We start from the raw sequence: 24,217 nt of genomic DNA on the forward strand, positions 1-24,217 counted from the left end.
AGATTTTTCATGATCAAGATTGCCATCAACGGATACGGGCGCATCGGTCGCAACGTGTTGCGGGCCCTCTACGAGAGCGGCCGCGATAACCAGCTTAAGATAGTCGCCATCAACGAACTGGCGGCCCCCGAGGCCATGGTGCACCTCACCCGCTTCGACACCAGCCACGGTCGCTTCGGCTACCCGGTGCAACTCGCGGGCAACAGCATGCTGGTGGGGGAGGATCTCATCGCCCTGTTTGCCGAGCGGGATCCGGCCAGGCTGCCCTGGCGGGCGCTGGGGGTGGATGTGGTGCTGGACTGCACCGGGGTATTCGGCTCCCGGGCCGATGCCGAGCTGCATCTGGGGGCGGGGGCGGGCAAGGTGCTCTTCTCCCATCCGGCGGATGCGGACGTGGATGCCACCATAGTCTACGGGGTCAACCATCAGGTGCTGACGGGACGGGAGCGGATCGTCTCCAATGCCTCCTGTACCACCAACTGCGTGGTGCCCGTCATCGAAACATTGCATCGAGAATTCGAGATAAATTGTGGTACTATTACGACAATTCATTCGGCCATGCACGATCAGCAAGTCATCGATGCCTATCACAGCGACTTGCGTCGAACCCGGGCCGCCAGCCAGTCCATCATCCCGGTGGATACCAAGCTGGCAAAGGGGTTGGAGCGAATCCTCCCTCACTTCGCCGGCAAGTTCGAGGCGATCGCGGTGCGGGTGCCGACCATCAACGTCACCGCCATGGATCTGAGCATTACTGTTCGTAAAAAAGTGACAGTTAGTGACGTAAATCAAGCCCTGCAACGGGCATCCAGAGGTACATTACAGGGTATCCTGGACTACACGGAAGAGCCGCTGGTCTCCGTAGACTTTAATCATGATGCACACTCCTGCATCATTGATGGTACCCAGACTCGGGTGAGCGATGCCAACCTCGTCAAGATGTTGATGTGGTGCGATAACGAATGGGGCTTCGCCAACCGCATGCTGGATACCACCCGGGCCATGATGGCCGCAGGCTGAGAGTCTGCACCGGGCGCAAGGTTACTGTTTTTTTAACATTACCTGAAAATATATAGAGGACTGAATATGTCTGTTATCAAGATGACCGACCTGGATCTGGCGGGTAAACGCGTTCTGATCCGTGCTGACCTGAACGTGCCGGTAAAAGACGGCAAGGTCACTTCCGATGCACGTATCGTGGCGACTCTGCCGACCATCAAGCTGGCTCTGGAAAAGGGCGCCAAGCTGATGATCACCTCCCACCTGGGTCGTCCGACCGAGGGTGAATACAACGAAGAATTCTCCCTGGCCCCGGTAGTCAACTATCTGAAAGACGCTCTGTCCTGCCCGGTCCGCCTGGCCAAGGATTACCTGGATGGCGTAGACGTCGCCGCCGGTGAGCTGGTTGTGCTGGAAAACTGCCGTTTCAACAAAGGCGAGAAGAAGAACACCGAAGAGCTGGCCAAAAAATACGCCGCCCTGTGTGACGTCTTTGTAATGGATGCATTCGGTACTGCTCACCGCGCCGAAGGGTCTACCTACGGTGTGGCCCAGTTCGCCCCTGTTGCCTGTGCTGGCCCCCTGCTGGCCGGTGAACTGGACGCCCTGGGCAAGGCCATGCTGAAGCCCGAGCGCCCCATGGTTGCCATCGTTGGCGGCTCCAAGGTCTCCACCAAGCTGACTGTGCTGGAATCCCTCTCCAAGATCGCTGACCAGCTGGTGGTCGGTGGTGGCATCGCCAACACCTTCATCGCCGCTGCCGGTCACAACGTCGGCAAGTCCCTGTGCGAGCACGACCTGATCGATACCGCCAAGAAGCTGGCTGCCGAGACCAACATTCCGGTGACCACAGACGTGGTTGTCGGTGCCGAGTTCTCCGAGTCCACCCCGGCCACCATCAAGTCCGTGAGCGATGTGACCGACGGCGACATGATCTTCGACATCGGCCCTGACTCTGCCAAGGCCCTGGCCGACATCATCATGAACGCCAAGACCATACTGTGGAACGGCCCGGTCGGCGTGTTCGAGTTCGACCAGTTCGCCGAAGGTACCAAGGTGATCGCCGAAGCCATCGCCGCTTCTCCGGCCTTCTCCATCGCTGGCGGTGGTGACACCCTGGCCGCCATCGACAAGTTCGGCATCGCCGACAAGGTCTCCTACATCTCCACCGGCGGCGGCGCCTTCCTGGAGTTCGTAGAAGGCAAGGTACTGCCGGCTGTCGCGATTCTTGAAGAACGCGCCAAAGCCTAATTGACCCGGGACGGGGGGCAAAAGCCTCCCGTTTCGTTTATCATGTGGCCGCTGTGCCGGTTCATGATGAACCCCCCATTTTTTATTAACGGCATACGAGAACAGGACGATTAAACATGTCTAAGAAAATTTTCGACTTCGTAAAACCCGGCGTGATCACTGGTGATGACGTTCAGAAAGTGTTCGCCATCGCTAAAGAGAACGGCTTCGCTCTGCCTGCCGTGAACTGCGTGGGTACCGACTCCGTCAACGCCGTGCTGGAAGCTGCCGCCAAGGTCAAAGCCCCGGTCATCGTTCAGTTCTCCAACGGTGGTGCCGTGTTCACCGCCGGCAAGGGTCTGAAGCTGGAAGGCCAGCAGGCTGCCATCATCGGTGCCATCTCCGGTGCCAAGCACGTGCACGCCGTTGCCGAAGCTTACGGTGTACCTGTCATCCTGCACACCGACCACGCCGCCAAGAAGCTGCTGCCGTGGATCGACGGTCTGCTGGAAGCGGGCGAGAAGCACTTCGCCGAGACCGGCAAGCCGCTGTTCTCCTCCCACATGCTGGATCTGTCCGAAGAGTCTCTGGAAGAGAACATCGACATCTGCTGCGAGTACCTGACCCGCATGGCCAAGATGAACATGACTCTGGAGCTGGAACTGGGTTGCACCGGTGGCGAAGAAGACGGTGTGGACAACAGCCACATGGATCAATCCGCCCTGTACACCCAGCCGGAAGACGTGGCTTACGCCTACGAGCGTCTGTCCAAGATCAGCCCGCGTTTCACCATCGCTGCCTCCTTCGGCAACGTGCACGGTGTTTACAAGCCGGGTAACGTCAAGCTGACCCCGTCCATCCTGGATGCTTCCCAGAAATACGTTTCCGAGAAGTTCGGTCTGCCTGCCAAGTCCCTGGACTTCGTGTTCCACGGTGGCTCAGGTTCCACCCTGGAAGAGATCCGCGAATCCATCTCCTACGGCGTCGTGAAGATGAACATCGACACCGACACCCAGTGGGCTACCTGGGAAGGTCTGTTGAACTTCTACAAGACCAACGAAGCCTACCTGCAAGGCCAGCTGGGCAACCCGGAAGGCGCCGACAAGCCGAACAAGAAGTTCTACGATCCGCGCGTATGGCTGCGTGCCGGTCAGACTTCCATGATCGCCCGTCTGGAGAAAGCTTTCTCCGACCTGAACGCCATCAACGTACTGTAATTCGTTACCGTATCTTGATTGCTGAAGAGGCGCCCTCTGGGGCGCCTCTTTCATTTTGGGCCCTCGGCTGGCCTCACAAAAGGTGTCCTTCGGGACACCTTTTGCATTTCTGTGATCCTGACAGGCTGGATTGGTGACCCTGGGCTGGGTATTATCGATGACACTGCGTTTAATTTAGTAAACAAGTGCAACCAAGGCAGGATGCTGAGCATGCAGACAGGAAGACACAACGGACACCAGGAGCACGTGGCCTCCTATTACGCGGCCACCCGCAACGACCATCGGCAGTGGCCCGAGCTCAGCGGTGAGCTGGATGCCGACGTCTGCATCATAGGCGGCGGTTTCACCGGCCTCAACACCGCCATCAACCTGGCCGAGGCGGGCTACAAGGTGGTCTTGCTTGAGGCCAACCGCATCGGTTGGGGCGCCTCCGGCCGCAACGGCGGCCAGCTCATTCGCGGTATAGGCCACGACACCAGCCAGTTTGCCCGCTGGATTGGCGAGGAAGGGGTGCGCGAGCTGGATCTGATGGGGCTGGAGGCGGTGCAACTGGTGCGCGAGCGGGTCGCGCGGTTCAACATCGACTGCGACCTGACCTGGGGCTACTGCGATCTCGCCACCAAGGCGCGCCACCTCAGGGGATTTGAGGAGGATGCCGAACACTTGGCCAGCCTGGGCTACCGGCACGAGGTCAGGCTGGTGCCCAAAAGCGAGATCAAGTCGGTGGTGGGGTCGGATCGCTATATCGGCGGCATGATCGACATGGGCTCAGGCCACCTGCATCCCCTCAACCTGGCCCTCGGTGAGGCGCGTGCGGCGGCCAGCCTGGGCGTCGCCCTGTTCGAGCACTCCAGGGTGACTCACATCGACTACGGCGATCGGGTCGAGGTGACCACGGCCCACGGCCGTTGCCGCGCCAGCTACCTGGTGATCGGCTGCAACGCCTACCTCAACGAGCTCAATCCTGAGCTCGGGGGCAAGGTGCTGCCGGCGGGCTCCTACATACTCGCCACCCAGGTGCTGGAGAAGCGGCTGCGCCAGCGTCTGCTGCCACAAAACATGGCGGTGTGCGATCAGAACGTGGCGCTCGACTACTACCGGCTGTCGGCGGATGGTCGCCTGCTGTTTGGTGGGGCCTGCAACTACTCGGGGCGCGATCCCAGGGACATCAAGGCGTTTATGCTGCCCAAGCTGCTGCGGGTCTTCCCGGAGCTCGCGGGCACCGCCATCGAGTTTCAGTGGGGGGGCATGATAGGCATAGGCGCCAACCGGCTGCCGCAGATCGGGCGCCTCAAGGAGAACCCCAATGTGTTCTATGCCCAGGCTTACTCGGGACACGGCCTCAATGCCACTCACATGGCTGCCAAGCTGGTGGCCGAGGCGATCAGGGGGGAGAGCCGGGGCTTCGATCTCTTCAGTCGCGTGCCCCACATGACCTTCCCCGGCGGGCCTGCCCTGCGCTCCCCCTTGCTGGCGCTCGGGATGCTGTGGCACAGAATGAAGGATCTGCTCTAGGGGAGGGCTGGCGGCAGGGAGGAGGGTGCTTATCCCTGCTGCGCCGGTTCTGCCAGCTGCCAGCCCTGCTCCGTCTTCATCATCCAGACCTGGCTCTCCTGCGCCAGCGCCTGGCCTGCCTCGAACTCGCCGTATTTGCGCTCCAGCTCCATCAGGGCCATCTCCTGCTGGAAGGGGCCGACCCTGTCATAGACCAGATCTTCGTCGTGCAGCACCTGCAGCTGATCCAACCCCTGCTTGAAGTGGAGCCGGTAGCTCACCCTGACCAGGTAGACCCCCTCCATCCGCTCCTCCTTGCCGAGCACGGCGAAGTCGCTGATCTCGAACAGGTTGGCGTCGGTTTCGGCCTGCAGCCTGGCGGTGACCTGGCTCTGGATCGCCTCTTCACCTGGACCTGAGTTGCAGCCATAGAGCCAGCAGGCCAGCAGGGGGATGAACCACTTTTTCATCAAAACTCCGGACGATGCGAGACGGGAAAGGGCAAATTCTGCCATGGCGCCTGTCATATACAAGGGATGGCCAGAAAAATCAGCGCGCGGTGGCCGAGTTGGCAGGATTGGGCCCATCTGGGTGGCAGACGGCACGGGTCATGACCAGGGTATCGCCGGTGAACCCGGCTATCTGCTTGCGATCCACCTGCTTAAAGCCGTGTTTCGACCAGAAATGCAGGGCGGGGACGTTGGTCTCGATGACCCCGAGTCGCAGGGTGGTGCAACCCCAGCCAGCCGCCATCCCCATGACGTGTGCGACCAGCTCGCTACCCATCCCCCGTCGCTGCCAGCACTCCTTCAAAAGCAGCAGGCCAAGATAGGCCGTCTGCTCATCCGGATAACCGCGGACCAGATCGATGCAGCCAATCAGCACCTCTCCCTCCAGGATGGCCAGCACAAACTTGTCATGCTCTCCTATGCCAGGCGGGCAGGCCCTGAGTATCTCCAGGGCATCCGCAGGGTTGGGTGCCTTGCCTTCCGTCAGCCAACTGTAGGCAGGCGCCGCCAGCACGACCTCCTCCAGCCACGCTATGTGGCTCGAGTGAGCCGATGATAGGCGTCGCAGCTCCATCTAGCGCAGCTTGTCCAGCTGGCCGAGGAACTCGGCGGGGCCCATAAAGCCGGTCACCCGCTGGCCGCTCACCTCGTTGCCATCGCGATCGAAGAAGATCAGGGTCGGCAGCCCCAGCACGTTCAGGCCGTTGAGCAGATCCACATCGGCATCGTCGTTGGCGGTGACGTCAGCCTGCAGCAGCACCATGTCGGCGAAGCGCGCCCGCACCTCGGGATCGCTGAAGGTCTTGTGCTCGAACTCCTTGCAGGCCACGCACCAGTCGGCGTAGAGGTCCAGCAGCACCGGCTTGCCGCGGGCGGCCTCGAGCCGGGTCTTGAGGTCATCCAGGGTCTTGATGCGGACAAACCGGGGCGCCTGGGTCCCGGTGCTGGCCTTGACGCCAGGCTCGGGCAGCAGCAGGTCCTTGCCCACCACCACCAGGCCCATCATGGCCAGCAGCAGCACGAAGCCGCCGAGACTCTTGCCCACCGAGTGGGGGCGATGCTGGTTGTGGTGATAGAGATAGCCGCACAGCACCAGCCCCCAGCCGAGCCAGAGCAGGGTGGCGACCTGGTCGCTCAAGAGCCGTGACAGCAGCAGGATGGGCACCGCCAGCAGCGCAAAACCAAACAGCTGCTTGATCACATCCATCCAGGCGCCCGCCTTGGGCAGCAACTTGCCCCCCGAGGTGCCGAGCAGCAGCAGCGGCAGCCCCATGCCCAGCGACAGGGCATAGAGGGCCGCACCACCGAGCCAGAGATCGCCGCTCTGGGCAACATAGATAAGCGCGCCGGAGAGCGGCGCCGTGGTGCAGGGGGAGCAGACCAGGCCGGAGATCATCCCCATGATGGTGACCCCGACCACGGAGCCGCCCTGCTGGCGGTTGGAGAGGCCGGAGAGCCGGGTTTGCAGGCTGCTCGGCAGTTGCAGGCTGTAGAGCCCGAACATGGAGAGCGCCAGCAGCACGAACATCACCGAGAGGCCGATCAGCACATAGGGGTGCTGCAGCGCCGCCTGGAACTTCAGCCCCGCCGAGGCGACCACCAGCCCGAGCAGGGTGTAGGTGACCGCCATCCCCTGCACATAGACGAAGGAGAGCAGGAAGGCGCGGCGGGTGGAGAGGTGCTGACCTGCACCGGCGATGATGCCGGTCAAAATGGGGTACATGGGGAAGACGCAGGGGGTGAAGGCAAGCCCCAGCCCCAGCGCAAAGAAGGCGGCGATGCTGAGCCAGAAGCCCTGGCTGCCGAGGGCGGCCGCCAGTCTGTCCTGCTGGCTGCTGGCCGGCGTCTCTATGGCGTCTGCGGGGCCTGTCTGCCCGGCGTCGCCGGTGGCCGCGAGGGGCTGCACCGGGATCCGCTTGTCGGTGGGGGGATAGCAGAGGCCCTCGGTGCAACCCTGATAGCTTATCCTGAGGCTGGCGGCGTCCCCCACCTGGGTCAAGGTGACGGGGATCTGCAGCTCCTGATAGAAGACCCGGGTCTTGCCGAAGAAGTCATCCTCATGCTCGGTGCCTGCGGGCAGCACTGGGGGCTCGAAGGCGAGGTTGTCCCCCTTGACGCTGATGCTGTGGCGATAGAGATAGTAACCGTCGGCGAGGCGCAGGGTCAGCAGCAGCTTGTTTCCGTGCTGTTCGCTCTCGAGGACGAAGGCCTCGTCGACTTTCAGAAACTTGGGCTGGGCACTGGCCTGGATACCGAGGCTGCCGAGCAGATCCTGACTGCTGGCCTGGGCGGGGGCCGCGAGCAGGCTCAGCAGGAGCAGCAGGGGGAAAAGCAGGGGGCGAAGAGTCATGAGGTCTCCTGTGTCAACCAGTCGAGGTAGGCTTGATGACCCTGGCTGGCGGGGATCGCCAGGATCTCCGGCACCTGGTAGGGGTGGTGAGCCAGGATGCACCGCTCGAGCTCGGCAAAGAGCGGCTGGCGGGATTTGATGATGAGCTGGATCTCCCGTGCCCGTTCAGTCTTCCCCTGCCAGCGATAGACGGAGGTGAGCCCTGGCAGCTGATTGATGCAGGCGGCGAGGCGCTGGTCGAGCAGTTGCTCGCAGATGAGGTCGGCACTGGCTTCATCAGGGCAGGTGCAGAGCACCAGAATGGCGTCGGTCATGGGGTTGGCGGTCTCGTCAGCGGGGGCGCAAAGGCCCTCTGGAACAGCGGTTACTATACCGGGCAAAGGGGCAAATAGCACCCGGCCCGCGCCCCGCTGGCGGGACGCTCAATTAGTGATGCGCCCGAGATAGACGCTGTGAAAAGGACAGGGCAGAATGAGCGGGCTTGTTCCCACTCTACGTAAGGAAATGTATGACCCAACAGAATGAGCAGCAGAGAAACCGCATGTTGAGCCTGTTGCGTGAAGGCGAGCGCCGCATGTTGGTGCAACTGGCCGGTCTGCTGCGTACCAGTGTCGATGAAATCAATGCGGAGCTGGAAAAAGAGGAGTTGCTGTCTGCCCTGGAGCAACCCATCACGGTGGAGTACCTCAACGGCGTGGTGCAACACCATCTGTTCGAGCGTCTGCACAAGGGGGACATGGTCGCGGCCCAGCGCATGCTGAACCAGTATCAGAGCGACCTCGAGGCCATGCTGAACCAGGAAGCGGCCCAGACCGAGGCCCCTGCCGACGAGGTGAAGGCGCAAGCCTGAATACCTGCCCCTCGAGGATCCAGATCAGCACCATCATGCCAGTCGCATGATGGTGCCTCGATTTTTCCCTTCTCTTGTCACCCCGTGACCGGCCGCCCCCCCTGGCCCGGGATGGGGAACACCTTGTCATAGCTCCAGTTGTAGACGAAGGCATAGACCAGGTAGAACAGCACGAAGCCCAGATCCAGCACCAGCGCCTCCAGCAGGCCGATGTCGAGCCACCAGGACATCACCGGCAGGGCGACGATCAGCAAGCCCCCCTCGAAACCCAAGGTATGCAGCACCCGTTGCCACAGGCTCTTGTGGGTATGGCCCTGCAGGCGCAACAGCAGCCTGTCCACCCCGATGTTGTAGACATAGTTCCAGACGGTGGCGACCACCGAGAAGAACAGGGCCAGCGGGCCCATGTGGTTGAGACCGAGGCCGGTGACCCAGCTTGCCAGGGGGGCGGCGATCAGCAGGCCAATCAATTCGAAGCCGATGGCGTGGCGCAGGCGATCACGGGTATTACGCATGGTCTGTCTCTCTGTTTCTCTTTCCGGGTGGGTATGGCGGCCAATTTATCGCTATTTTTCGATAGGTTCACGTTAGTATCTATCGCTAAAATAGATGGATCTGGGTGCAATAATCAGGGCAGGAGCAGGCGAATGACCCCTTCACTGGAACAATTCAAGGCGTTGCTGGCGGCCGCCGAGACGGGATCTTTCTCGGCGGCGGCGCGCAGCCTGGGCAAGGCGCAGTCGGTGGTGAGCACCGCCATCGCCAACCTGGAGATAGATCTCGGCCTCGAGCTGTTTGATCGCAGCGGCCGCTACCCCGTGCTGACCGAGGCGGGGGCCCGCATCAGCCAGGAGGCGAGGGTGCTGCTGGCCCAGAGCGAGCGGCTGCAGGCCATTGCCGGGGAGCTGGCCAGCGGCATAGAGTCGCGCCTCACCCTGGCCATCGACGATGACTCCCACCTGCCCTGGCTCGGCGCCCTGCTGGAGGAGTTCGCCGGCCGCTATCCGACGGTGGAGCTGGAGCTGCTGTTCCCGCTGATGGAGGATGTGACCGAGCTGCTCAAGAGCGGGCGGGCCCAGCTCGGCATCAGCTACCAGAAGGCGCACCCGGAGCGGGAGCTGGTCTCCCGCTCCCTGGGGAGTGTCGCCATGCCCCTGGTGGTCTCCCCGGATCACCCCCTGGCCCACAAGACACCGCTGCACGAGAGCGACCTGCAAGGGGCCCGCCAGCTGATGGTGACGGGACGGCGGGAGGGCACGGAGCGCCATCGCTTCCGCCTCTCGTCCCAGGTGTGGTGGGTCGAGGGGGATCTCGGGATCCTGGAGCTGGTCAAGCTGGGGCTGGGCTGGTCTGCGGTACCCGAGTTTCTGCTGCACCGGCCGCTGGCGCGGGGGGAGCTGGTGGTACTCAAGCCGGATTTCCTTCCCCTGGCCGAGCTGGAGCTGGAGTTGCAGTGGTATCGCGCCCGCCCGCTCGGGCAGGCGGGGCGCTGGCTGAAGGAGGCCCTGCTGGCGCGGGTGCCTCGTTAGCGGACCTTAGTCGGTCAGGGAGTAGGGCAGGGGCTGCAGGGCGAGGCGGGAGCCTTCCTCCTGCTTGAGGCGGAAGCTGGCATCGGCCTCGGTGTCCTTGGGCAGCACGGCGGTGAGCCACACCTGGCCATCCTGCTGCCAGGCGTTCAGCACCATGCCGCTGCGCCGCCAGTTGTCACCGAGCTGGATCTCCAGGGTATCGCCGCTGGCCACGGGGTCACTGGCCTGCCCGGCCAGCACGAAGAGGGCGCGGTTGTTGGCGCCGCGGTACTTGGCGCGGGCTACTATCTCCTGCCCCATGTAGCAGCCCTTGGTGAAGCTGATGCCGTCCAGGGCCTGCAGGTTCAGCATCTGGGGAATGTACTCCCCCTGATGGACCGCCTCCAGGTGCGGGATGCCTGCCTTGATGTCCAGACCCCACCAGAGCGCTTCGTCGCCGACAGGCAGGCTCAGCGCCAGCGGCGACTCGCTTGCCAGCAGCCAGCGATCGGCTTCCACCCTGACCGCCATGCCGCCCTCGACAAGGCCGGTTTCCTGAAGGCCGTATTGCGTCGCGATCCAGGCATCCGTGCCCTGACCGGCCAGGCCGACCGCCTGGCCCTGGAACTCGCCGATCTCCACCTTGGCGAACACCGCAAACTTCTTGAGTTCGGGCAGCTGGCGCGCCAGCACCGACGGCTTGGTCAGCAGCAGCAGGCTCTCATCGAGGCAGAACAGGCGAAAATCGCTCCACAGCTTGCCCTTGGGATCGCAATGGCCGCCGAGGGTGCTCTGGCCAGGTTGCAGGGCGTTGACGTCACAGGTGACCTGGCCTTGCAGATATTTCACGCGATCATTGCCGGTGAGGCGGGTGATGGCCAGATCGGTCAGGGGAAACAGGGTTGGCTCGGCAGGAAGAACAGGGGTCGGCAGGCTCACGATGGTATTCCAGAGACAGAAAGTATGTGACCTGCATGGTAAAGACGTAAGGAATGTTTGTCAGCCGGAAAATCCAGCTGCTACCATCCCCGGGTCTTTGTAAGGAGAGTTCCATGTTGAGCCCAATTGAAAAGTCCCGCCTGAAGTGGGCCTGCCGTCGCGGCATGCTCGAGCTGGATGTGATCTTTATGCCCTTTTTCGAGCACGAGTTCGACTCCCTGAGCGAGGCCGAGCAGCAGACCTTCATCCGTCTGCTGGAGTGCGAGGATCCCGAGCTGTTCCGCTGGAGCATGGGCCACGGTGTGCCGAGCGACCCCGATTTCGCCGCCATGATCCCCCTGATCCTGGAGCGCAATCAGGCCCGTCATGATCGCCTGAGCTGATCCCCGATGCGGGTCCTGATGCCCGTCATTCCCTCCCGGCGGCAGCGCCTGCTGCTGCTTGCCCTGTTTGGGCTGTTGCTCTGGCCCACCGCCAGCCTGATCCAGGGCTGGCAATGGGGGCTGTTTCTTCCCTGCTGGTTGCTGGGGCTCTGGCTGGCCTGGCGCTCCGTCACGCCAGGGCGCCAGGCGCTGCTCTGGGATGGGGAGTGGCTGGAGTGGCAGGGCCGGCGCCATCGCCTGGATGACCGCAGCCGCATCCTGCCCGGGGTGCTCTGGCTGAGGCTGGTGGCTGACGAGGGCGCCGAGTGCCACCTCTGGCTCTTCTCCGACGCCCTGGCACCCGAGCACTACTGCGCCCTGGCCCGGGCCATTCACCTCGCCGCTCCTCGCTGACCCCATCCTGCCCTCCAATAAATGACCCCGCCGAAGCGGGGTCATCTATTGGACTGCGGTGGGTTGTTTACTCCCGCTCCGGCGTCAGCACTGTCGGCTTGGGATTCGGCTGCATGTCCGGGTAGTCGAGGTTATAGTGCAGTCCGCGGGACTCCTTGCGCTCCAGGGCACAGTTGACGATGAGCTCGGCCACCTGCAACAGGTTGCGCAGCTCCAGCAGGTTGTTGGAGACCCGGAAGTTCGCATAGTACTCCTGCACCTCCTGCTTGAGCAGGTCGATGCGGCGCTTGGCGCGGGCCAGGCGCTTGTTGGTGCGCACTATCCCCACGTAATCCCACATCATCAGCCGCAGCTCGTGCCAGTTGTGCTGGATCACCACCTGCTCGTCCGAGTCGTCCACCTGGCTCTCGTCCCAGGCGGGCAGGCTCGGCGGCTCCACGCTGGTGGGCAGCTTGGCCAGGATGTCGGCCCCCGCCTGATGGGCGTAGACCACGCATTCGAGCAGGGAGTTGGACGCCATGCGGTTGGCACCGTGCAGCCCGGTGTAGGTCACCTCGCCGATGGCGTAGAGACCCGGTATGTCGGTCTGGCCGTTGTTGTCGATCATCACGCCGCCACAGGTGTAGTGCGCCGCTGGGACGATGGGCATGGCCTCCTTGGTGATGTCGATGCCGACCGCGAGGCAGCGCTCGTGGATGGTCGGGAAGTGCTTGATGATGAAGTCCGCCGGCTTGTGGCTGATATCCAGATACATGCAGTCGGCGCCGAGCCGCTTCATCTCGTGGTCGATGGCGCGGGCGACTATGTCCCGCGGCGCCAGTTCGGCCCGCTCGTCGAAGTCCGGCATAAAGCGGCTGCCGTCGGGACGGCGCAGATAGGCCCCTTCCCCGCGCAGGGCTTCGGTCAGCAGGAAGTTGGGATCATCGGGGTGGAACAGGCTGGTGGGGTGGAACTGGTTGAACTCCAGGTTCGCCACCCGGCAGCCGGCGCGCCACGCCATGGCGATGCCGTCCCCCGAGCTCACGTCCGGGTTGGAGGTGTATTGGTACACCTTGGAGGCGCCGCCGGTGGCCAGCGCCACGAAACGGGCGCGGATCACCTCGACCTGCTCGACGTTGCGGTTCCAGACATAGGCGCCGAGCACCCTGTTGCCCGGCAGGTCCAGCTTGCGGGTGGTGATGAGGTCGACCGCGTTGAAGCGTTCCATCAGCTGGATATTGGGGTGGGCGCGGACCTGATCGATCAGGGTGAGCTGCACCGCCTTGCCGGTGGCGTCCGCCGCGTGGAAGATGCGGCGATGGCTGTGACCCCCTTCCCGGGTCAGGTGATAGTGGGATTCCCCCTCTGCATCCTCTTCCTGATCGAAGGGCACACCCTGCTGGATCAGCCACTGGATGGAGTCGCGGGCGTTGCGGGCGGTGAACTCCACCACGGCCGGGTCACACAACCCGGCGCCGGCGTTGAGCGTGTCGCTCACATGGGATTCGATGCTGTCGGTCTCGTCGAACACGGCAGCGATGCCTCCTTGCGCATAGAGAGTGGCCCCCTCACTGATGGGCCCCTTGCTCAGAACCAGGACTTTGGCCTGGTCTGCCAATCGCAACGCGAGGGACAGACCGGCGGCACCGCTGCCAATGATCAGTACGTCGCAAAGGTATTCAACACTTGCTTTCATAAGTATCATTGGCCTGGATTAAGAACTGGCCCCATGGTAGCCCAAGGGGGGTTGTGATGCAGCCCGCATCACATTTTTTTCAATGCAAGCGAACTTTCTCTGATTCCTCCTGTCTGAACTTGTGCGCTTAGAAGGGGCCGGAAAAGAAGAACGATAACCTGATGGGGGTTTTACGGCTCTGATGAGCGACCAGAATCTACTGGACGAACAGCTGGTTGAACGGGTCCAGCGTGGCGATAAAAATGCATTCAACCTGTTGGTAAGAAAATACCAGCATAAGGTGGTCAACCTGGTGGCCAGGTATGTCAACAATCCGGGCGATGTGCCGGATGTGGCGCAGGAGGCCTTTATCAAGGCTTACCGTGCGTTGCCGACATTCCGTGGCGAGAGCGCGTTTTACACCTGGTTGTATCGGATCGCCGTCAACACGGCCAAAAATTACCTGACCTCACAGGGGCGCAGACCGCCCAGCAGTGATGTCGAAGCGGACGAGGCTGAATATTATGGTGGTGGTGAAGCCCTGCAAGAAGTGGCCACCCCGGAAAACCTGGCGCTGACCGACGAGATCAAGCGCACTGTGTTTGCCGCCATAGAAGCCTTGCCAGAAGACTTGAGAACAGCGATCACCCTTCGTGAAATGGAAGGGCTGAGCTACGAAGAGATTGCAGAGATCATGGATTGCCCTGTGGGTACGGTGAGATCCCGTATCTTTCGGGCGAGGGAAGCAATCGATAAAAAGCTGCAACCTCTGATCGAGAATTAAACTGGGGAAAGACAGGCAAACTTATGGCAAATAAAGAGCAACTTTCAGCCCTGATGGATGGTGACCTCAGCGACATGGAGGTTCTGAACGAGCTGGGAACGGATCCCGCTCTGCAAGATACCTGGGCTCGTTACCATCTGATCGGTGATGCCATGCGGGGAGACCTGCCGGTCAATCTGCAACTGGATCTCAGTGACAGCATCATGCTGGCACTGGAAGACGAACCCGTCATACTGGCGCCCAAGCCGGTGCAACCTGTTTCGCCTCAGGTGAAGCCTGCAGGCAAGGTGATACCTCTGGTCCGTCGCTTTGGTCAGCAGATGGGGCAGTATGCCATTGCGGCCTCCGTGGCTGCCGCCGTCATCTTCGGGGTGCAGCAGTATCAGGGCAACGACGGCATGCCGGCCAACCCTGTGCTCAACACCATTCCGGTCGGTGGCAGTGCGACGCCAGTGAGCGTGCACTATCCCCAGGAGGGCAACCGTGCCACTCCTCGCCAGCAAGGCTTGAACGAGCAACAGATGCAGGAGCAGCGCGAGCGCATCAACGCCTTCCTGCGAGACCATCAATTACAACAGCGTCTGCTGCAAGACAAGCAGATTCAGGAATAACGCATCTTTAGGGATCAGACCGTGCGCCAGTCCAGCCTCATTCTGCTGGCCTCTCTCCTGCTGATTTGTGCCAAGGCCTCGGCCGACGATCTGTCGGCCGAGGCCTTGTTGCAGCAGATGCAGAGTGCCGTTTCGCAACAAAATTTTGAGTTGTCCATGGTCAAGGCCCGTCAGGGACGCCTCGAGCCCATTCGCTTCAGCCACGGGGTGATCGATGGCAAGGAGGTCGCTCATCTGAGTTATCTCGACGGCAAGGCGGTGGAGTACCTGCAACGCCAGAATGAATACACCTTCTTCGAAAACACCCACGAACCCTACACCCTCAAGGGGGCGCGTTTCCCGGGCGTCTGGTCGAGCCTGGTGAAGATGCCGCTGCCCCGGGTGCTGGAGAGCTATGATCCCGTGCTGGCCGGTCGCAGCCGGGTGGCTGGCCTGGTGGCCCAGGTCGTGAGACTGGTGCCCAAGGAGGCGGACAAGTACGGCTTTGTGCTCTGGGTCGATGAGCAGAGCCACCTGCTGCTGCGGGTGGACATGGTGGACAAGGAGGGCAACCTGGTCGAGCAGGTGCTTGGGGTGGATCTGGACAGGCAGCCGGCGCCCGCGCCCTGGCTTGTCACCCTGGCCCGCAGCAAGCTGCCCGATGCGCTGGCATTGGAAGACGCCTATCCCGCCCCCCAGCAGACCCTGAACTGGCACCTGACCTGGCTGCCGGGTGGATTCAAGGTGCTCTCTCAGGACAGGCACCAGCTGGTCAGCACCAGCCTGCCGGTGGACTACATGATGCTGTCGGACGGCGTGGTGGATCTCTCCGTCTACGTCTCCCGGGTCGATCCCAAGCAGGCGGTGCGCCAGCAGTTGATCCGCCAGGGGGCCACCTCGCTGGTGAGCTTCGTCAACGAGGTCGGGGTGGAGATCACCGTGGTCGGGGAGGTCCCCACCGAGACCGCCAAGCGCATCGCCGAGTCGGTGCAGCCGCTGGCCCGCAACGAGGCGGTTCAGTGAGGCGGCATGCTGCCACTTGCCGAACCGGGACGACCGTGCTGAGATCGGGTAAATCCATAGCCGTTCGTCTGGAGTCATCCTGTGAGTAACATGAGCGAAGAGCTGGCAACCGTGGTGGCCGTCGAGGGGGCTTATGCCTGGGTGGAGTGCGAACGGCGCTCCGCCTGCAGCGGCTGCCATCAGCAGTCAAACTGCGGTACCGGCACCGTCGCCAAGGCCTTTCCCCTGAAGTCGCAGCGACTGCGGGTGGCGCTGACCGGCGAGGTCATGGTCGGTCAGCAGATCAGGCTCGGCATTCCCCAGGCGAGCATCCTGCGCGGCGCTGCCCTGGTCTATGTGCTGCCGCTGTTCTGCCTGCTGCTTGGCGCCCTGCTTGGTCAGCTCTGGCTGGCGCCGCTGCTGTCGGCGGGGGAGGGGGTGACCATCCTCAGTTGCCTGCTCGGCGGCACCATCGGATTTTTACTGGTTCGTTACTTTTCTGCCCGGCTCGAGCAAGGGGAATATGGTCCCCGCATGCTCGGCGTGGTACTCAATACTCGCCACCTCTCCTGAGCGGCGCGACCCTTTTCTGGCTCCGTCGCCGCCGTTTTGGTGCCGAGGGCCCGCCAGACAAGGCGCTATTTCTGGTGCCCGCCGACTAAAGATTGGCCGTCGACCGGGTTATCCAGTAAAATCCTGCCCTCATATCCGACCCTAACTTAATTTTGAGTGATTCTTGCTCGATGAAACACATTCGTAACTTTTCGATTATTGCGCACATCGACCACGGTAAATCGACCCTGTCGGACCGTCTGATCCAGACTTGTGGCGGCCTGTCCGACCGCGAGATGCAGGCTCAGGTGCTTGACTCCATGGATCTGGAGCGCGAGCGCGGCATTACCATCAAAGCACAGAGTGTGACCCTGAACTACCAGGCACAAGACGGTAACACCTATCAGCTGAACTTTATCGACACCCCGGGCCACGTGGATTTCTCCTACGAGGTTTCTCGCTCCCTGGCTGCCTGTGAAGGGGCTCTGCTGGTGGTGGATGCCGGTCAGGGGGTTGAGGCACAGACTCTGGCCAACTGCTACACCGCCATGGAGATGGAGCTGGAAGTGGTGCCCATCCTGAACAAGATCGATCTGCCTGCCGCAGAACCCGAGCGGGTTGCGGAAGAGATCGAGGACATCGTCGGCATAGACGCGGTGGATGCGGTGCGTTGCTCCGCCAAGACCGGTCTGGGTGTCGATCTGGTGCTGGAAGAGATAGTGGCCCGCATCCCGGCACCGGAAGGTGATCCGGATGCCCCGCTGCAGGCGCTGATCATCGACTCCTGGTTCGACTCCTACCTGGGGGTTGTCTCCTTGGTGCGGATCAAGAACGGTTCCCTCAAGAAGAACGACAAGATCAAGGTGATGAGCACCGGTCAGGTGTGGGGCGTAGATCGCATCGGTATCTTCACTCCCAAGCAGGTGGACACCATGGGTCTGGGCTGTGGCGAGGTAGGTTGGGTCGTCTGCGGCATCAAGGACATCCACGGCGCTCCTGTGGGTGATACCCTGACGCAGGCCAAGAACGGTGCCGACAAGGCGCTGGCCGGTTTCAAGAAGGTGAAGCCGCAGGTCTATGCGGGTCTGTTCCCCATCTCCAGCGATGACTACGAGTCGTTCCGCGACGCCCTCGACAAGCTCTCCCTGAACGATGCCTCCCTGTTCTTCGAGCCGGAAAGCTCCACCGCACTGGGCTTCGGCTTCCGTTGTGGCTTCCTCGGCATGCTGCACATGGAGATCATCCAGGAGCGTCTGGAGCGGGAATACGATCTGGATCTCATCACCACGGCGCCGACCGTAGTGTATGAAATCGAGCTGAACAACGGCGAGACCATCCACATCGACAGCCCGGCTGCCATGCCTGCGGTCAACAACATCAAAGAGATGCGCGAACCCATCGCCGAGTGCAACATACTGTTGCCGCAGGAGTACATGGGCAATGTGATCACCCTCTGTATCGAGAAGCGTGGCGTGCAGACCAACATGGTCTATCACGGCAAGCAGGTGGCGCTGACCTACGAGATCCCGATGGCGGAAGTGGTGCTCGATTTCTTCGACCGCCTCAAATCCACCAGTCGCGGCTACGCCTCCCTGGATTACGGCTTCAAGCGCTTCGAAACCTCCGACATGGTCCGTCTGGACATCATGATCAACGGTGAGCGCGTCGATGCCCTGGCCATCATCACCCACAAGGAGAACGCCCAGTATCGCGGTCGCCAGGTGGTGGAGAAGATGCGCGAGCTGATCCCGCGCCAGATGTTCGACATCGCCATCCAGGCGTCCATCGGCAACCAGATCATCGCCCGCAGCACGGTCAAGGCCCTGCGCAAGGACGTGACCGCCAAGTGCTACGGCGGTGACGTGAGCCGTAAGAAAAAGCTGCTGAACAAGCAGAAAGAAGGCAAGAAGCGGATGAAGTCCCTGGGCCGTGTCGACGTGCCGCAAGAGGCCTTCCTCGCCATTCTCCACGTCGGAAAGGATTAATAGATGGCAAGCACCTTTTCCCTGATCCTGGCCATAGTCACTCTGCTGACCGGCATCATCTGGACAGTCGACAAGCTGGTCTGGTCCAAGCAGCGGGCGGCCAAGATTGCGGCCGCCCGTGCCAACGCCGGCTCGAACATCGATGAGAAGACCCTGGCCAAGGTGGCCCCCATGCCGGTCTGGATCGAGCAGACCGGCGGTGTCTTCCCGGTCATCGCGCTGGTGCTGATCCTGCGTTCCTTCATCTTTGAGCCGTTCCAGATCCCGTCTGGTTCCATGATGCCCACCCTGCTGGTGGGCGACTTCATCCTGGTGGAGAAGTTCGCTTACGGCCTGCGTGACCCCGTGACCAACACCAAGTTCCTCGAGACGGGTTCTCCCGAGCGTGGCGACGTGGTGGTGTTCAAGTATCCGCTGGATACCCGGGTGGACTACATCAAGCGGGTGGTCGGCATGCCCGGCGATCGGGTGATCTATCGCAACAAGGAGCTGATGATCCGGCCCAAGTGCGAGGAGCAGGAAGGGAAAACGTGCCCGGGCTTCAAGAAGCTCGACGTCAAGTTCGAGCAACGGGGTGAGTTCAGCCAGATGGGGATCCCGCTGGATCGCTACACCGAACAGTTGGGCACAGTTTCTCACGAGACCCTGCGCAACCCCCTGATGCCGGACCTGGTGGATCGCTACTATCGCCAGCCCGGCACCTACCCGGATGAGTGGGTGGTGCCGGAAGGCCACTATTTCGTGATGGGTGACAACCGCGACAACAGTACCGACAGTCGTTTCTGGGGCTTCGTGCCCGAGCAGAACCTGGTGGGCAAGGCGGTTGCCATCTGGATCAGTTTCGAATTTGAGCGTGAGGAAGGATCCAGCTTGCCAGGCTGGGTGCCGACCGGTGTGCGCTTCAACCGCATTGGCGGAATCAAGTAAATGAATATCAAGATGAACAGACTGCAGTCCCGTCTCGGGCATGTCTTTCAGGATCAAGAGCTGCTGACCCGGGCGCTGACCCACCGCAGCGCCGGTTCCCGTCACAACGAGCGACTGGAATTTCTGGGGGACTCCATCCTGAGTCTGGTGATTGCCGATGACCTCTTCCACCGCTTCCCGCAAGCGGCGGAAGGGGATCTCAGCCGGATGCGCGCCACCCTGGTGCGGGAGAAGACGCTGGCCGAACTCGGCCGGGAGTTTGACCTCGGGGATCACCTGATCCTGGGGCCCGGCGAGCTGAAAAGCGGCGGGTTCCGGCGCGAGTCTATCCTGGCCGACACTGTCGAGGCGGTGATCGGCGCCGTCTATCTGGATACCGATCTGGAGCGGGTGCGGACCCTGTTGCTCGGCTGGTACGCCAGCCGCCTGGATGAAATCAAGCCCGGCATCGAGCAGAAGGATCCCAAGACCCGACTGCAGGAAATTTTGCAGGGAAGCCGCAAATCCCTGCCGACCTACACAGTGACCAACGTCAAGGGCGAAGCCCACAACCAGGAGTTCACCGTCCAGTGTGACGTGGATGGCCTGGATGGTCCGCTGGTCGGGGTCGGCACCAGCCGCCGCAAGGCCGAACAGGCCGCGGCGCAGCAAGCACTGGAAAAACTGTCATGACAGATACTACCGATTTGAAAAGGCGCGGTCTTTTGACACAACAGGCATTGGAAACACTGGCATGACAGATACCACTTATTGCGGCTTTGTCGCCATCGTGGGCCGCCCCAACGTGGGCAAGTCCACCCTGCTCAACAAGCTGCTTGGCCAGAAGGTCAGCATCACCTCGAAGAAGCCCCAGACCACCCGTCACCGGATCCTGGGGATCGACACCGAGGATAACTACCAGACCATCTATGTGGATACCCCGGGTCTGCACATCGAAGAGAAGCGGGCCATCAACCGCCTGATGAACCGCGCCGCCACCAGCTCCCTGGGGGACGTGGCCATGGTGGTCTTCATGGTCGACGGCACCCACTGGACCAAGGACGACGAGATGGTGCTCGGCAAGTTGCGCCACCTGCACTGTCCCGTGGTGCTGGCGGTCAACAAGATCGACAACGTCAAAGAGAAAGAAGATCTGCTGCCTCACCTGGAGTGGCTGGGTCAGCAGATGAACTTTGCCCACATTCTGCCCATCAGCGCCGAGAAGGGCACCAACGTGGAGAAGATCCGCGAGTGGGCCAAGCCGTTGCTGCCGGAGAACGTTCACTTCTTCCCGGAAGACTACGTGACCGACCGTTCGTCCCGCTTCATGGCCTCCGAGATCATCCGCGAGAAGCTGATGCGTTTCACCGGCGAGGAGCTGCCCTACTCGGTGACGGTGGAGATCGAGCGCTTCAAGGTGGAAGAGAACGGCCTCTACCACATTCACGGCCTGATCCTGGTGGAGCGCGATGGCCAGAAGAAGATGGTCATCGGCAACAAGGGCGAGAAGATCAAGACCATAGGTACCGAAGCGCGCCTCGACATGGAACGGCTGTTCCAGAACAAGGTGCACCTGGAGCTGTGGGTCAAGGTCAAGTCCGGCTGGGCCGATGACGAGCGCGCCCTGCGCAGCCTGGGTTATGGTGACGACTGATTGCTGAACCCGGCTTTCGTCATCCACAGTCGGCCCTATCGGGAGACCAGCCAGCTGGTCGAGGTCTTCACCCAGGATAGCGGCCGATTTACCCTGGTGGCTCGCGGTTCCCGCGGGCCACGCTCCCCTCTGAAGGGGCTGCTGCAACCCTTCACCCTGCTCACCATGAGCTGGCGTGGCAAGGGCGATCTCAAGAACCTCGCCCAGGTCGAATGCCCGGATCACTCCCTGCGACTCGGTGGCGATCGCCTCTTCTACGGCCTCTATCTCAACGAGCTGGTCTACTACCTGCTCGAAGCCCATACCCCCTTCCCCGAGGTGTTCGACGCCTATGCCCGTGCCCTGATGGCGCTGGCGGATGGCGAGACGCCGGAGCTGCCCCTGCGCCGCTTCGAGTTCCTGCTGCTGCAGGCCTTGGGCTATGCGGTGGATTTCGAATATGCCGCCGACGACGACACCCCGATCCAGCCCGATCTGCTCTACGGCTTCGAGCGGGAGCTCGGCTTTGTCGCTTGCGAGCGGGCGCCGGATCCCCGTACCCTGTTCCTCGGCGCCCACCTGCTGGCCTTCGCCGAGGGGCGATTCGATACCCCTCCCTTGCTGCAGGCGGCCAAGCGTTTCAGCCGGCTGGCGCTGCAGCCCTATCTTGGCAAACGCCAGCTCAAGAGCCGGGAGCTGTTTTTAAAACGTAAAGCCAGCATGCAAGGCTGACACAGATTACCGACATATGGATATCGGCGCGGAGTGATTCGCTGACCGCGCAGTCAACAGATGAAGAGTTTCAAGGAGTCCTCAATGAGTGAAATCTATCTGGGTGTGAACATCGACCATATCGCCACCCTGCGCAATGCCCGCGGCACCCAGTATCCGGATCCTGTCCAGGCCGCCTTCGTGGCCGAGCAGGCCGGTGCCGATGGCATTACGGTTCACCTGCGTGAAGATCGCCGCCACATCACCGACCGCGACGTGGAGATACTGCGCCAGACCATCCAGACCAGGATGAACCTGGAGATGGCGGTGACCGAGGAGATGATCGGCATCGCTTGCCGCATCAAGCCCCAGTTCGTCTGCCTGGTACCGGAGAAGCGCACCGAGGTGACCACTGAGGGTGGCCTGGACGTGGCTGGTCAGCTGGACAAGGTGACCGATGCGGTGACCCGCCTCGCCGCCGTCGGTGCCCAGGTGTCGCTCTTCATCGACGCCGACCCCATCCAGATCGATGCGGCCGCCGAGAGTGGTGCCCCCTTCATCGAGATCCACACCGGCCGCTATGCCGATGCCACCACGGATGCGGAGCGCAACGCCGAGTTCAAGCGCATCGCCGCTGGCGCCTCCTATGCCGCCGGCAAGGGCTTGAAGGTCAATGCCGGCCATGGCCTGCACTACCACAACGTCAAGGCCATCGCCGCCATTCCCGAGCTCTATGAGCTCAACATCGGCCACGCCATCATAGGCCGCGCCGCCTTCGACGGTCTGGCCAAGGCGGTCAGCGACATGCGTCTGCTGATGCAGGAAGCCCGTCAGGGGATCTGATGCCGGTCTGCCTGCATCGCACAGACAAGGGACGCCTCGGCGTCCCTTGTTGCTTTCGGAGGCTCAGCCCGGCTCGGGAAAGTACCGCTCCAGCAGGGCCATCAGGATGGCCTGACACTCGGCATCCGGCTCACCGGTGATCAGGGCGGGGCGGAAATGGAGTTCGGCAGGGAGGCGCATCGCGGCTTGGGAACACGCTGCGTCAGCGGAAATATCGGGACAACATCAGCCCGGCTCGGGAAAGTACTGCTCCAGCAGGGCCGTCAGGATGGCCTGGCACTCGGCATCCGGCTCGCCGGTGATCAGGGCGGGACGGAAATGGAGCTGGAAGGCACGCATGGCGGCGCGGCTCTGCTCATCCCAGGTGCCGTGCTGGGGGAGGCCGTAGCCGTAGCGGGCGAGTCGCTGCTGCCATTGCAGCGCATCCCAGGGGATGAGCTGTGCCTGGCGCAGCTCGGCCACCCTGGCCTCGTCTGGCCAGGCGCCGACGCCATGGTGCAGGGCCAGCTCGCGCCAGGGGAAGTGGGGGCCGGGATCCTGCTTGCGTTCCGGGGCTATGTCGCTGTGGGCCAGCACCTGGGTGGGGGGAATGCGATAGCGATCGACCAGATCCCGGGCCAGAGCGCCGAGGGCGGCGATCTGGGCCCGGGTATAGGGTTGCCAGCGCCGCTGGTGAGCAGGCAGGGCTTCGTCTTCCGCGGGATAACCCAGATTGACTATCTCGATGCCGAGGGAGCTGGCGTTGAGCCCGGCATACTGATGCCAGCGGCTGCGACCGGCGTGCCAGGCGCGCTGGCTGTCGGGCACCAGCTGGTAAACGGGAAGCGGCCGCTCGTCGGTGTCGCGGGGGATCAGGTAGTGGGCACTCACCTTGTGCTCGGGTTCGGTCAGCAGGCGCAGGGAGCGGGCGTCGTCCTCGTCGGTGTAGTGGAGGATCAGAAAGGCGATGCGCTCATTCTGGTTGGCGCTGACATGACGGGTGTTGAGCTGATAAGGCGCCGGTTGGCAGCCGCCGAGCCCCAGCAGGCAGAGTGACAGCAGTATGGTGCGGCATCTGCCTGGCGAGGGGGCACAGACAACAAGGGATGGCCAGCGCGGCCTGCCGCCCAGGCGGAATGACGGGGGGCAGGTGCGCTGGCCCATGGCTCAGGCGCGCTGTCTGAGGGTGACACGCGCGCGCGGGCTCATGGCGCTGTCCTGTACTTGGCGGTGAGGCCGATGAGGAAGTTGCGCAGGATCTGATCCCCGCAATCCTGGTAGTGCTTGTGATCCTTGGCGCGGAACAGGGCGCTCAGCTCGGACTTGGATAGGTTGAAGTTGGCGAGCTTGAGGGTGCCCAGCATGTCCTCTTCCTTGTAGTCGAGGCCGATGCGCAGCTTGCGCAGGATCAGGTTGTTGTTGATCCGGTTAGGGATCACCTGGGGCGGGGCATTTTCCCGCACACCGCGGCGCACGGCGATGAAGCCGTCGAGGAACTGGCTCAGGGCCGAGTCCGGGCAGGCGGCATAGCCGGCTTCCTGCTCTTCCCCTTCCGCGGCCTCTTTCAGCAACCAGCTGTGGAGCTGGGCGTGGGTGACAGTCAGGTTGCCCTTGGCAAACATCTCGACCATCTGATCGTTGCTGATGGTGAGGGCGTAGCGCAGGCGGCGCAGAATATCGTTGTTGGTCATGTTGACTCCTGTGGA

General features: G+C 62.3%; 27 protein-coding genes and 1 pseudogene. 18 read left to right on the forward strand and 10 right to left on the reverse strand.

The genetic code is table 11. The annotated features are described in order from the left end of the window. Positions 1-9: 9 nt before the first annotated feature. The 4 genes from epd to HB860_RS01535 all read left to right on the forward strand — a co-directional run bounded on the left by epd (position 10) and on the right by HB860_RS01535 (position 4,961). Complete coding sequence (gene epd, locus HB860_RS01520; RefSeq protein ID WP_139434003.1) at positions 10-1,020, forward strand: erythrose-4-phosphate dehydrogenase; 1,011 nt, start codon at positions 10-12, stop codon at positions 1,018-1,020. A gap of 66 nt (positions 1,021-1,086) precedes the next feature. Next, on the forward strand, positions 1,087-2,250 hold the full coding sequence (locus HB860_RS01525) for a phosphoglycerate kinase (RefSeq protein WP_202047212.1): 1,164 nt from the start codon (positions 1,087-1,089) through the stop codon (positions 2,248-2,250). 116 nt (positions 2,251-2,366) lie between these two features. Continuing rightward, positions 2,367-3,446, forward strand: a complete 1,080-nt coding sequence (fbaA, locus tag HB860_RS01530) for a class II fructose-bisphosphate aldolase (RefSeq protein ID WP_005332814.1) — start codon at positions 2,367-2,369, stop codon at positions 3,444-3,446. A 210-nt stretch (positions 3,447-3,656) separates the two neighbouring features. After that, positions 3,657-4,961, forward strand: coding sequence for an NAD(P)/FAD-dependent oxidoreductase (locus HB860_RS01535; protein WP_247625535.1), 1,305 nt, complete (start codon positions 3,657-3,659; stop codon positions 4,959-4,961). A gap of 29 nt (positions 4,962-4,990) precedes the next feature. Here the strand turns inward: HB860_RS01535 and HB860_RS01540 are convergent, their stop codons facing one another. The 4 genes from HB860_RS01540 to cutA all read right to left on the reverse strand — a co-directional run bounded on the left by HB860_RS01540 (position 4,991) and on the right by cutA (position 8,113). Beyond that, positions 4,991-5,410 (reverse strand): hypothetical protein, encoded by a 420-nt coding sequence (locus HB860_RS01540; RefSeq protein ID WP_139434006.1) that lies wholly within the window; start codon positions 5,408-5,410, stop codon positions 4,991-4,993. A 79-nt stretch (positions 5,411-5,489) separates the two neighbouring features. Further along, positions 5,490-6,023, reverse strand: coding sequence for a GNAT family N-acetyltransferase (locus HB860_RS01545; protein WP_247625536.1), 534 nt, complete (start codon positions 6,021-6,023; stop codon positions 5,490-5,492). Beyond that, complete coding sequence (locus HB860_RS01550; protein WP_247625537.1) at positions 6,024-7,799, reverse strand: protein-disulfide reductase DsbD; 1,776 nt, start codon at positions 7,797-7,799, stop codon at positions 6,024-6,026. Further along, positions 7,796-8,113, reverse strand: a complete 318-nt coding sequence (cutA, locus tag HB860_RS01555) for a divalent-cation tolerance protein CutA (protein WP_139434009.1) — start codon at positions 8,111-8,113, stop codon at positions 7,796-7,798. The genes HB860_RS01550 and cutA overlap by 4 nt, the downstream gene beginning before the upstream one ends. A gap of 194 nt (positions 8,114-8,307) precedes the next feature. On the opposite strand from cutA, the gene HB860_RS01560 reads away from it, so the two are divergent. Then, positions 8,308-8,649: a hypothetical protein gene (locus tag HB860_RS01560; RefSeq protein WP_025328270.1), complete on the forward strand. Its 342-nt coding sequence runs from the start codon at positions 8,308-8,310 to the stop codon at positions 8,647-8,649. Positions 8,650-8,726: 77 nt separating this feature from the next. Here HB860_RS01560 and HB860_RS01565 read toward each other — a convergent pair whose 3' ends face one another. Continuing rightward, a complete protein-coding gene (locus tag HB860_RS01565; protein ID WP_247625538.1) occupies positions 8,727-9,164 on the reverse strand; it encodes a PACE efflux transporter in 438 nt (145 codons plus the stop codon). Positions 9,165-9,296: 132 nt separating this feature from the next. Between HB860_RS01565 and HB860_RS01570 the strand changes: the two genes are divergently transcribed. Beyond that, positions 9,297-10,178, forward strand: a complete 882-nt coding sequence (locus HB860_RS01570) for a LysR family transcriptional regulator (RefSeq protein WP_247625539.1) — start codon at positions 9,297-9,299, stop codon at positions 10,176-10,178. 6 nt (positions 10,179-10,184) lie between these two features. On the opposite strand, the gene ygfZ is transcribed toward HB860_RS01570, so the two are convergent. Next, positions 10,185-11,090, reverse strand: coding sequence for a tRNA-modifying protein YgfZ (gene ygfZ / locus HB860_RS01575; RefSeq protein WP_282101148.1), 906 nt, complete (start codon positions 11,088-11,090; stop codon positions 10,185-10,187). A gap of 119 nt (positions 11,091-11,209) precedes the next feature. Between ygfZ and HB860_RS01580 the strand changes: the two genes are divergently transcribed. Both HB860_RS01580 and HB860_RS01585 read left to right on the forward strand, forming a co-directional pair. Then, positions 11,210-11,479, forward strand: a complete 270-nt coding sequence (locus HB860_RS01580; protein WP_025328266.1) for a succinate dehydrogenase assembly factor 2 — start codon at positions 11,210-11,212, stop codon at positions 11,477-11,479. Between the two features lie 18 nt (positions 11,480-11,497). Next, complete coding sequence (locus tag HB860_RS01585; RefSeq protein WP_247625541.1) at positions 11,498-11,872, forward strand: protein YgfX; 375 nt, start codon at positions 11,498-11,500, stop codon at positions 11,870-11,872. 67 nt (positions 11,873-11,939) lie between these two features. Here the strand turns inward: HB860_RS01585 and nadB are convergent, their stop codons facing one another. Continuing rightward, complete coding sequence (gene nadB / locus HB860_RS01590; protein ID WP_247625542.1) at positions 11,940-13,547, reverse strand: L-aspartate oxidase; 1,608 nt, start codon at positions 13,545-13,547, stop codon at positions 11,940-11,942. A 181-nt stretch (positions 13,548-13,728) separates the two neighbouring features. Here nadB and rpoE point away from each other — a divergent pair, with 181 nt between their 5' ends. The 10 genes from rpoE to pdxJ all read left to right on the forward strand — a co-directional run bounded on the left by rpoE (position 13,729) and on the right by pdxJ (position 22,532). Then, positions 13,729-14,310: an RNA polymerase sigma factor RpoE gene (gene rpoE / locus HB860_RS01595; RefSeq protein WP_005332791.1), complete on the forward strand. Its 582-nt coding sequence runs from the start codon at positions 13,729-13,731 to the stop codon at positions 14,308-14,310. Positions 14,311-14,333: 23 nt separating this feature from the next. Beyond that, entirely contained in the window at positions 14,334-14,921 is a 588-nt protein-coding gene (locus HB860_RS01600; protein WP_139434015.1) for an RseA family anti-sigma factor, read from the forward strand. 21 nt (positions 14,922-14,942) lie between these two features. After that, positions 14,943-15,923 (forward strand): MucB/RseB C-terminal domain-containing protein, encoded by a 981-nt coding sequence (locus HB860_RS01605; RefSeq protein WP_025328262.1) that lies wholly within the window; start codon positions 14,943-14,945, stop codon positions 15,921-15,923. Positions 15,924-16,013: 90 nt separating this feature from the next. Continuing rightward, complete coding sequence (locus HB860_RS01610) at positions 16,014-16,475, forward strand: SoxR reducing system RseC family protein (RefSeq protein WP_247625598.1); 462 nt, start codon at positions 16,014-16,016, stop codon at positions 16,473-16,475. A 170-nt stretch (positions 16,476-16,645) separates the two neighbouring features. Then, positions 16,646-18,439 carry a translation elongation factor 4 gene (gene lepA / locus HB860_RS01615; RefSeq protein WP_139434016.1) on the forward strand — a complete coding sequence of 598 codons (1,794 nt, stop codon included), beginning with the start codon at positions 16,646-16,648 and terminating at the stop codon, positions 18,437-18,439. A 3-nt stretch (positions 18,440-18,442) separates the two neighbouring features. Further along, positions 18,443-19,366: a signal peptidase I gene (gene lepB, locus HB860_RS01620; RefSeq protein ID WP_139434017.1), complete on the forward strand. Its 924-nt coding sequence runs from the start codon at positions 18,443-18,445 to the stop codon at positions 19,364-19,366. After that, on the forward strand, positions 19,367-20,038 hold the full coding sequence (gene rnc / locus HB860_RS01625; protein WP_111910479.1) for a ribonuclease III: 672 nt from the start codon (positions 19,367-19,369) through the stop codon (positions 20,036-20,038). A gap of 61 nt (positions 20,039-20,099) precedes the next feature. Beyond that, positions 20,100-20,999 carry a GTPase Era gene (gene era / locus HB860_RS01630; RefSeq protein ID WP_139434018.1) on the forward strand — a complete coding sequence of 300 codons (900 nt, stop codon included), beginning with the start codon at positions 20,100-20,102 and terminating at the stop codon, positions 20,997-20,999. Next, the gene (recO, locus tag HB860_RS01635; RefSeq protein WP_005332779.1) at positions 21,000-21,710 is read left to right on the forward strand and encodes a DNA repair protein RecO; all 711 of its coding nucleotides are present in this window, start codon (positions 21,000-21,002) and stop codon (positions 21,708-21,710) included. 84 nt (positions 21,711-21,794) lie between these two features. Next, positions 21,795-22,532, forward strand: a complete 738-nt coding sequence (pdxJ, locus tag HB860_RS01640) for a pyridoxine 5'-phosphate synthase (RefSeq protein WP_041205039.1) — start codon at positions 21,795-21,797, stop codon at positions 22,530-22,532. Positions 22,533-22,595: 63 nt separating this feature from the next. On the opposite strand, the pseudogene HB860_RS01645 reads toward pdxJ, so the two are convergent. The 3 genes and pseudogenes from HB860_RS01645 to HB860_RS01655 all read right to left on the reverse strand — a co-directional run. Then, positions 22,596-22,724, reverse strand: a pseudogene (locus tag HB860_RS01645) (N-acetylmuramoyl-L-alanine amidase); the annotation flags it as partial. Between the two features lie 33 nt (positions 22,725-22,757). Next, complete coding sequence (locus HB860_RS01650; RefSeq protein ID WP_247625543.1) at positions 22,758-23,675, reverse strand: N-acetylmuramoyl-L-alanine amidase; 918 nt, start codon at positions 23,673-23,675, stop codon at positions 22,758-22,760. A 41-nt stretch (positions 23,676-23,716) separates the two neighbouring features. Next, the gene (locus HB860_RS01655; protein WP_139434022.1) at positions 23,717-24,202 is read right to left on the reverse strand and encodes a DUF1456 family protein; all 486 of its coding nucleotides are present in this window, start codon (positions 24,200-24,202) and stop codon (positions 23,717-23,719) included. Positions 24,203-24,217 lie beyond the last annotated feature (15 nt).

This window comes from Aeromonas genomosp. paramedia (assembly GCF_023093515.1).
Classification (GTDB): domain Bacteria; phylum Pseudomonadota; class Gammaproteobacteria; order Enterobacterales; family Aeromonadaceae; genus Aeromonas.

Excerpts from the sequence above, each read along its gene's own strand:
- epd (WP_139434003.1), top strand. The coding sequence starts at position 10 with ATGATCAAGATTGCCATCAACGGATACGGGCGCATCGGTCGCAACGTG.
- HB860_RS01525 (WP_202047212.1), top strand. The coding sequence starts at position 1,087 with ATGTCTGTTATCAAGATGACCGACCTGGATCTGGCGGGTAAACGCGTT.
- fbaA (WP_005332814.1), top strand. The coding sequence starts at position 2,367 with ATGTCTAAGAAAATTTTCGACTTCGTAAAACCCGGCGTGATCACTGGT.
- HB860_RS01535 (WP_247625535.1), top strand. The coding sequence starts at position 3,657 with ATGCAGACAGGAAGACACAACGGACACCAGGAGCACGTGGCCTCCTAT.
- HB860_RS01540 (WP_139434006.1), bottom strand. The coding sequence starts at position 5,410 with ATGAAAAAGTGGTTCATCCCCCTGCTGGCCTGCTGGCTCTATGGCTGC.
- HB860_RS01545 (WP_247625536.1), bottom strand. The coding sequence starts at position 6,023 with ATGGAGCTGCGACGCCTATCATCGGCTCACTCGAGCCACATAGCGTGG.
- HB860_RS01550 (WP_247625537.1), bottom strand. The coding sequence starts at position 7,799 with ATGACTCTTCGCCCCCTGCTTTTCCCCCTGCTGCTCCTGCTGAGCCTG.
- cutA (WP_139434009.1), bottom strand. The coding sequence starts at position 8,113 with ATGACCGACGCCATTCTGGTGCTCTGCACCTGCCCTGATGAAGCCAGT.
- HB860_RS01560 (WP_025328270.1), top strand. The coding sequence starts at position 8,308 with ATGACCCAACAGAATGAGCAGCAGAGAAACCGCATGTTGAGCCTGTTG.
- HB860_RS01565 (WP_247625538.1), bottom strand. The coding sequence starts at position 9,164 with ATGCGTAATACCCGTGATCGCCTGCGCCACGCCATCGGCTTCGAATTG.
- HB860_RS01570 (WP_247625539.1), top strand. The coding sequence starts at position 9,297 with ATGACCCCTTCACTGGAACAATTCAAGGCGTTGCTGGCGGCCGCCGAG.
- HB860_RS01580 (WP_025328266.1), top strand. The coding sequence starts at position 11,210 with ATGTTGAGCCCAATTGAAAAGTCCCGCCTGAAGTGGGCCTGCCGTCGC.
- HB860_RS01585 (WP_247625541.1), top strand. The coding sequence starts at position 11,498 with ATGCCCGTCATTCCCTCCCGGCGGCAGCGCCTGCTGCTGCTTGCCCTG.
- nadB (WP_247625542.1), bottom strand. The coding sequence starts at position 13,547 with ATGAAAGCAAGTGTTGAATACCTTTGCGACGTACTGATCATTGGCAGC.
- rpoE (WP_005332791.1), top strand. The coding sequence starts at position 13,729 with ATGAGCGACCAGAATCTACTGGACGAACAGCTGGTTGAACGGGTCCAG.
- HB860_RS01600 (WP_139434015.1), top strand. The coding sequence starts at position 14,334 with ATGGCAAATAAAGAGCAACTTTCAGCCCTGATGGATGGTGACCTCAGC.
- HB860_RS01610 (WP_247625598.1), top strand. The coding sequence starts at position 16,014 with ATGAGCGAAGAGCTGGCAACCGTGGTGGCCGTCGAGGGGGCTTATGCC.
- lepA (WP_139434016.1), top strand. The coding sequence starts at position 16,646 with ATGAAACACATTCGTAACTTTTCGATTATTGCGCACATCGACCACGGT.
- lepB (WP_139434017.1), top strand. The coding sequence starts at position 18,443 with ATGGCAAGCACCTTTTCCCTGATCCTGGCCATAGTCACTCTGCTGACC.
- rnc (WP_111910479.1), top strand. The coding sequence starts at position 19,367 with ATGAATATCAAGATGAACAGACTGCAGTCCCGTCTCGGGCATGTCTTT.
- era (WP_139434018.1), top strand. The coding sequence starts at position 20,100 with ATGACAGATACCACTTATTGCGGCTTTGTCGCCATCGTGGGCCGCCCC.
- pdxJ (WP_041205039.1), top strand. The coding sequence starts at position 21,795 with ATGAGTGAAATCTATCTGGGTGTGAACATCGACCATATCGCCACCCTG.
- HB860_RS01650 (WP_247625543.1), bottom strand. The coding sequence starts at position 23,675 with ATGGGCCAGCGCACCTGCCCCCCGTCATTCCGCCTGGGCGGCAGGCCG.
- HB860_RS01655 (WP_139434022.1), bottom strand. The coding sequence starts at position 24,202 with ATGACCAACAACGATATTCTGCGCCGCCTGCGCTACGCCCTCACCATC.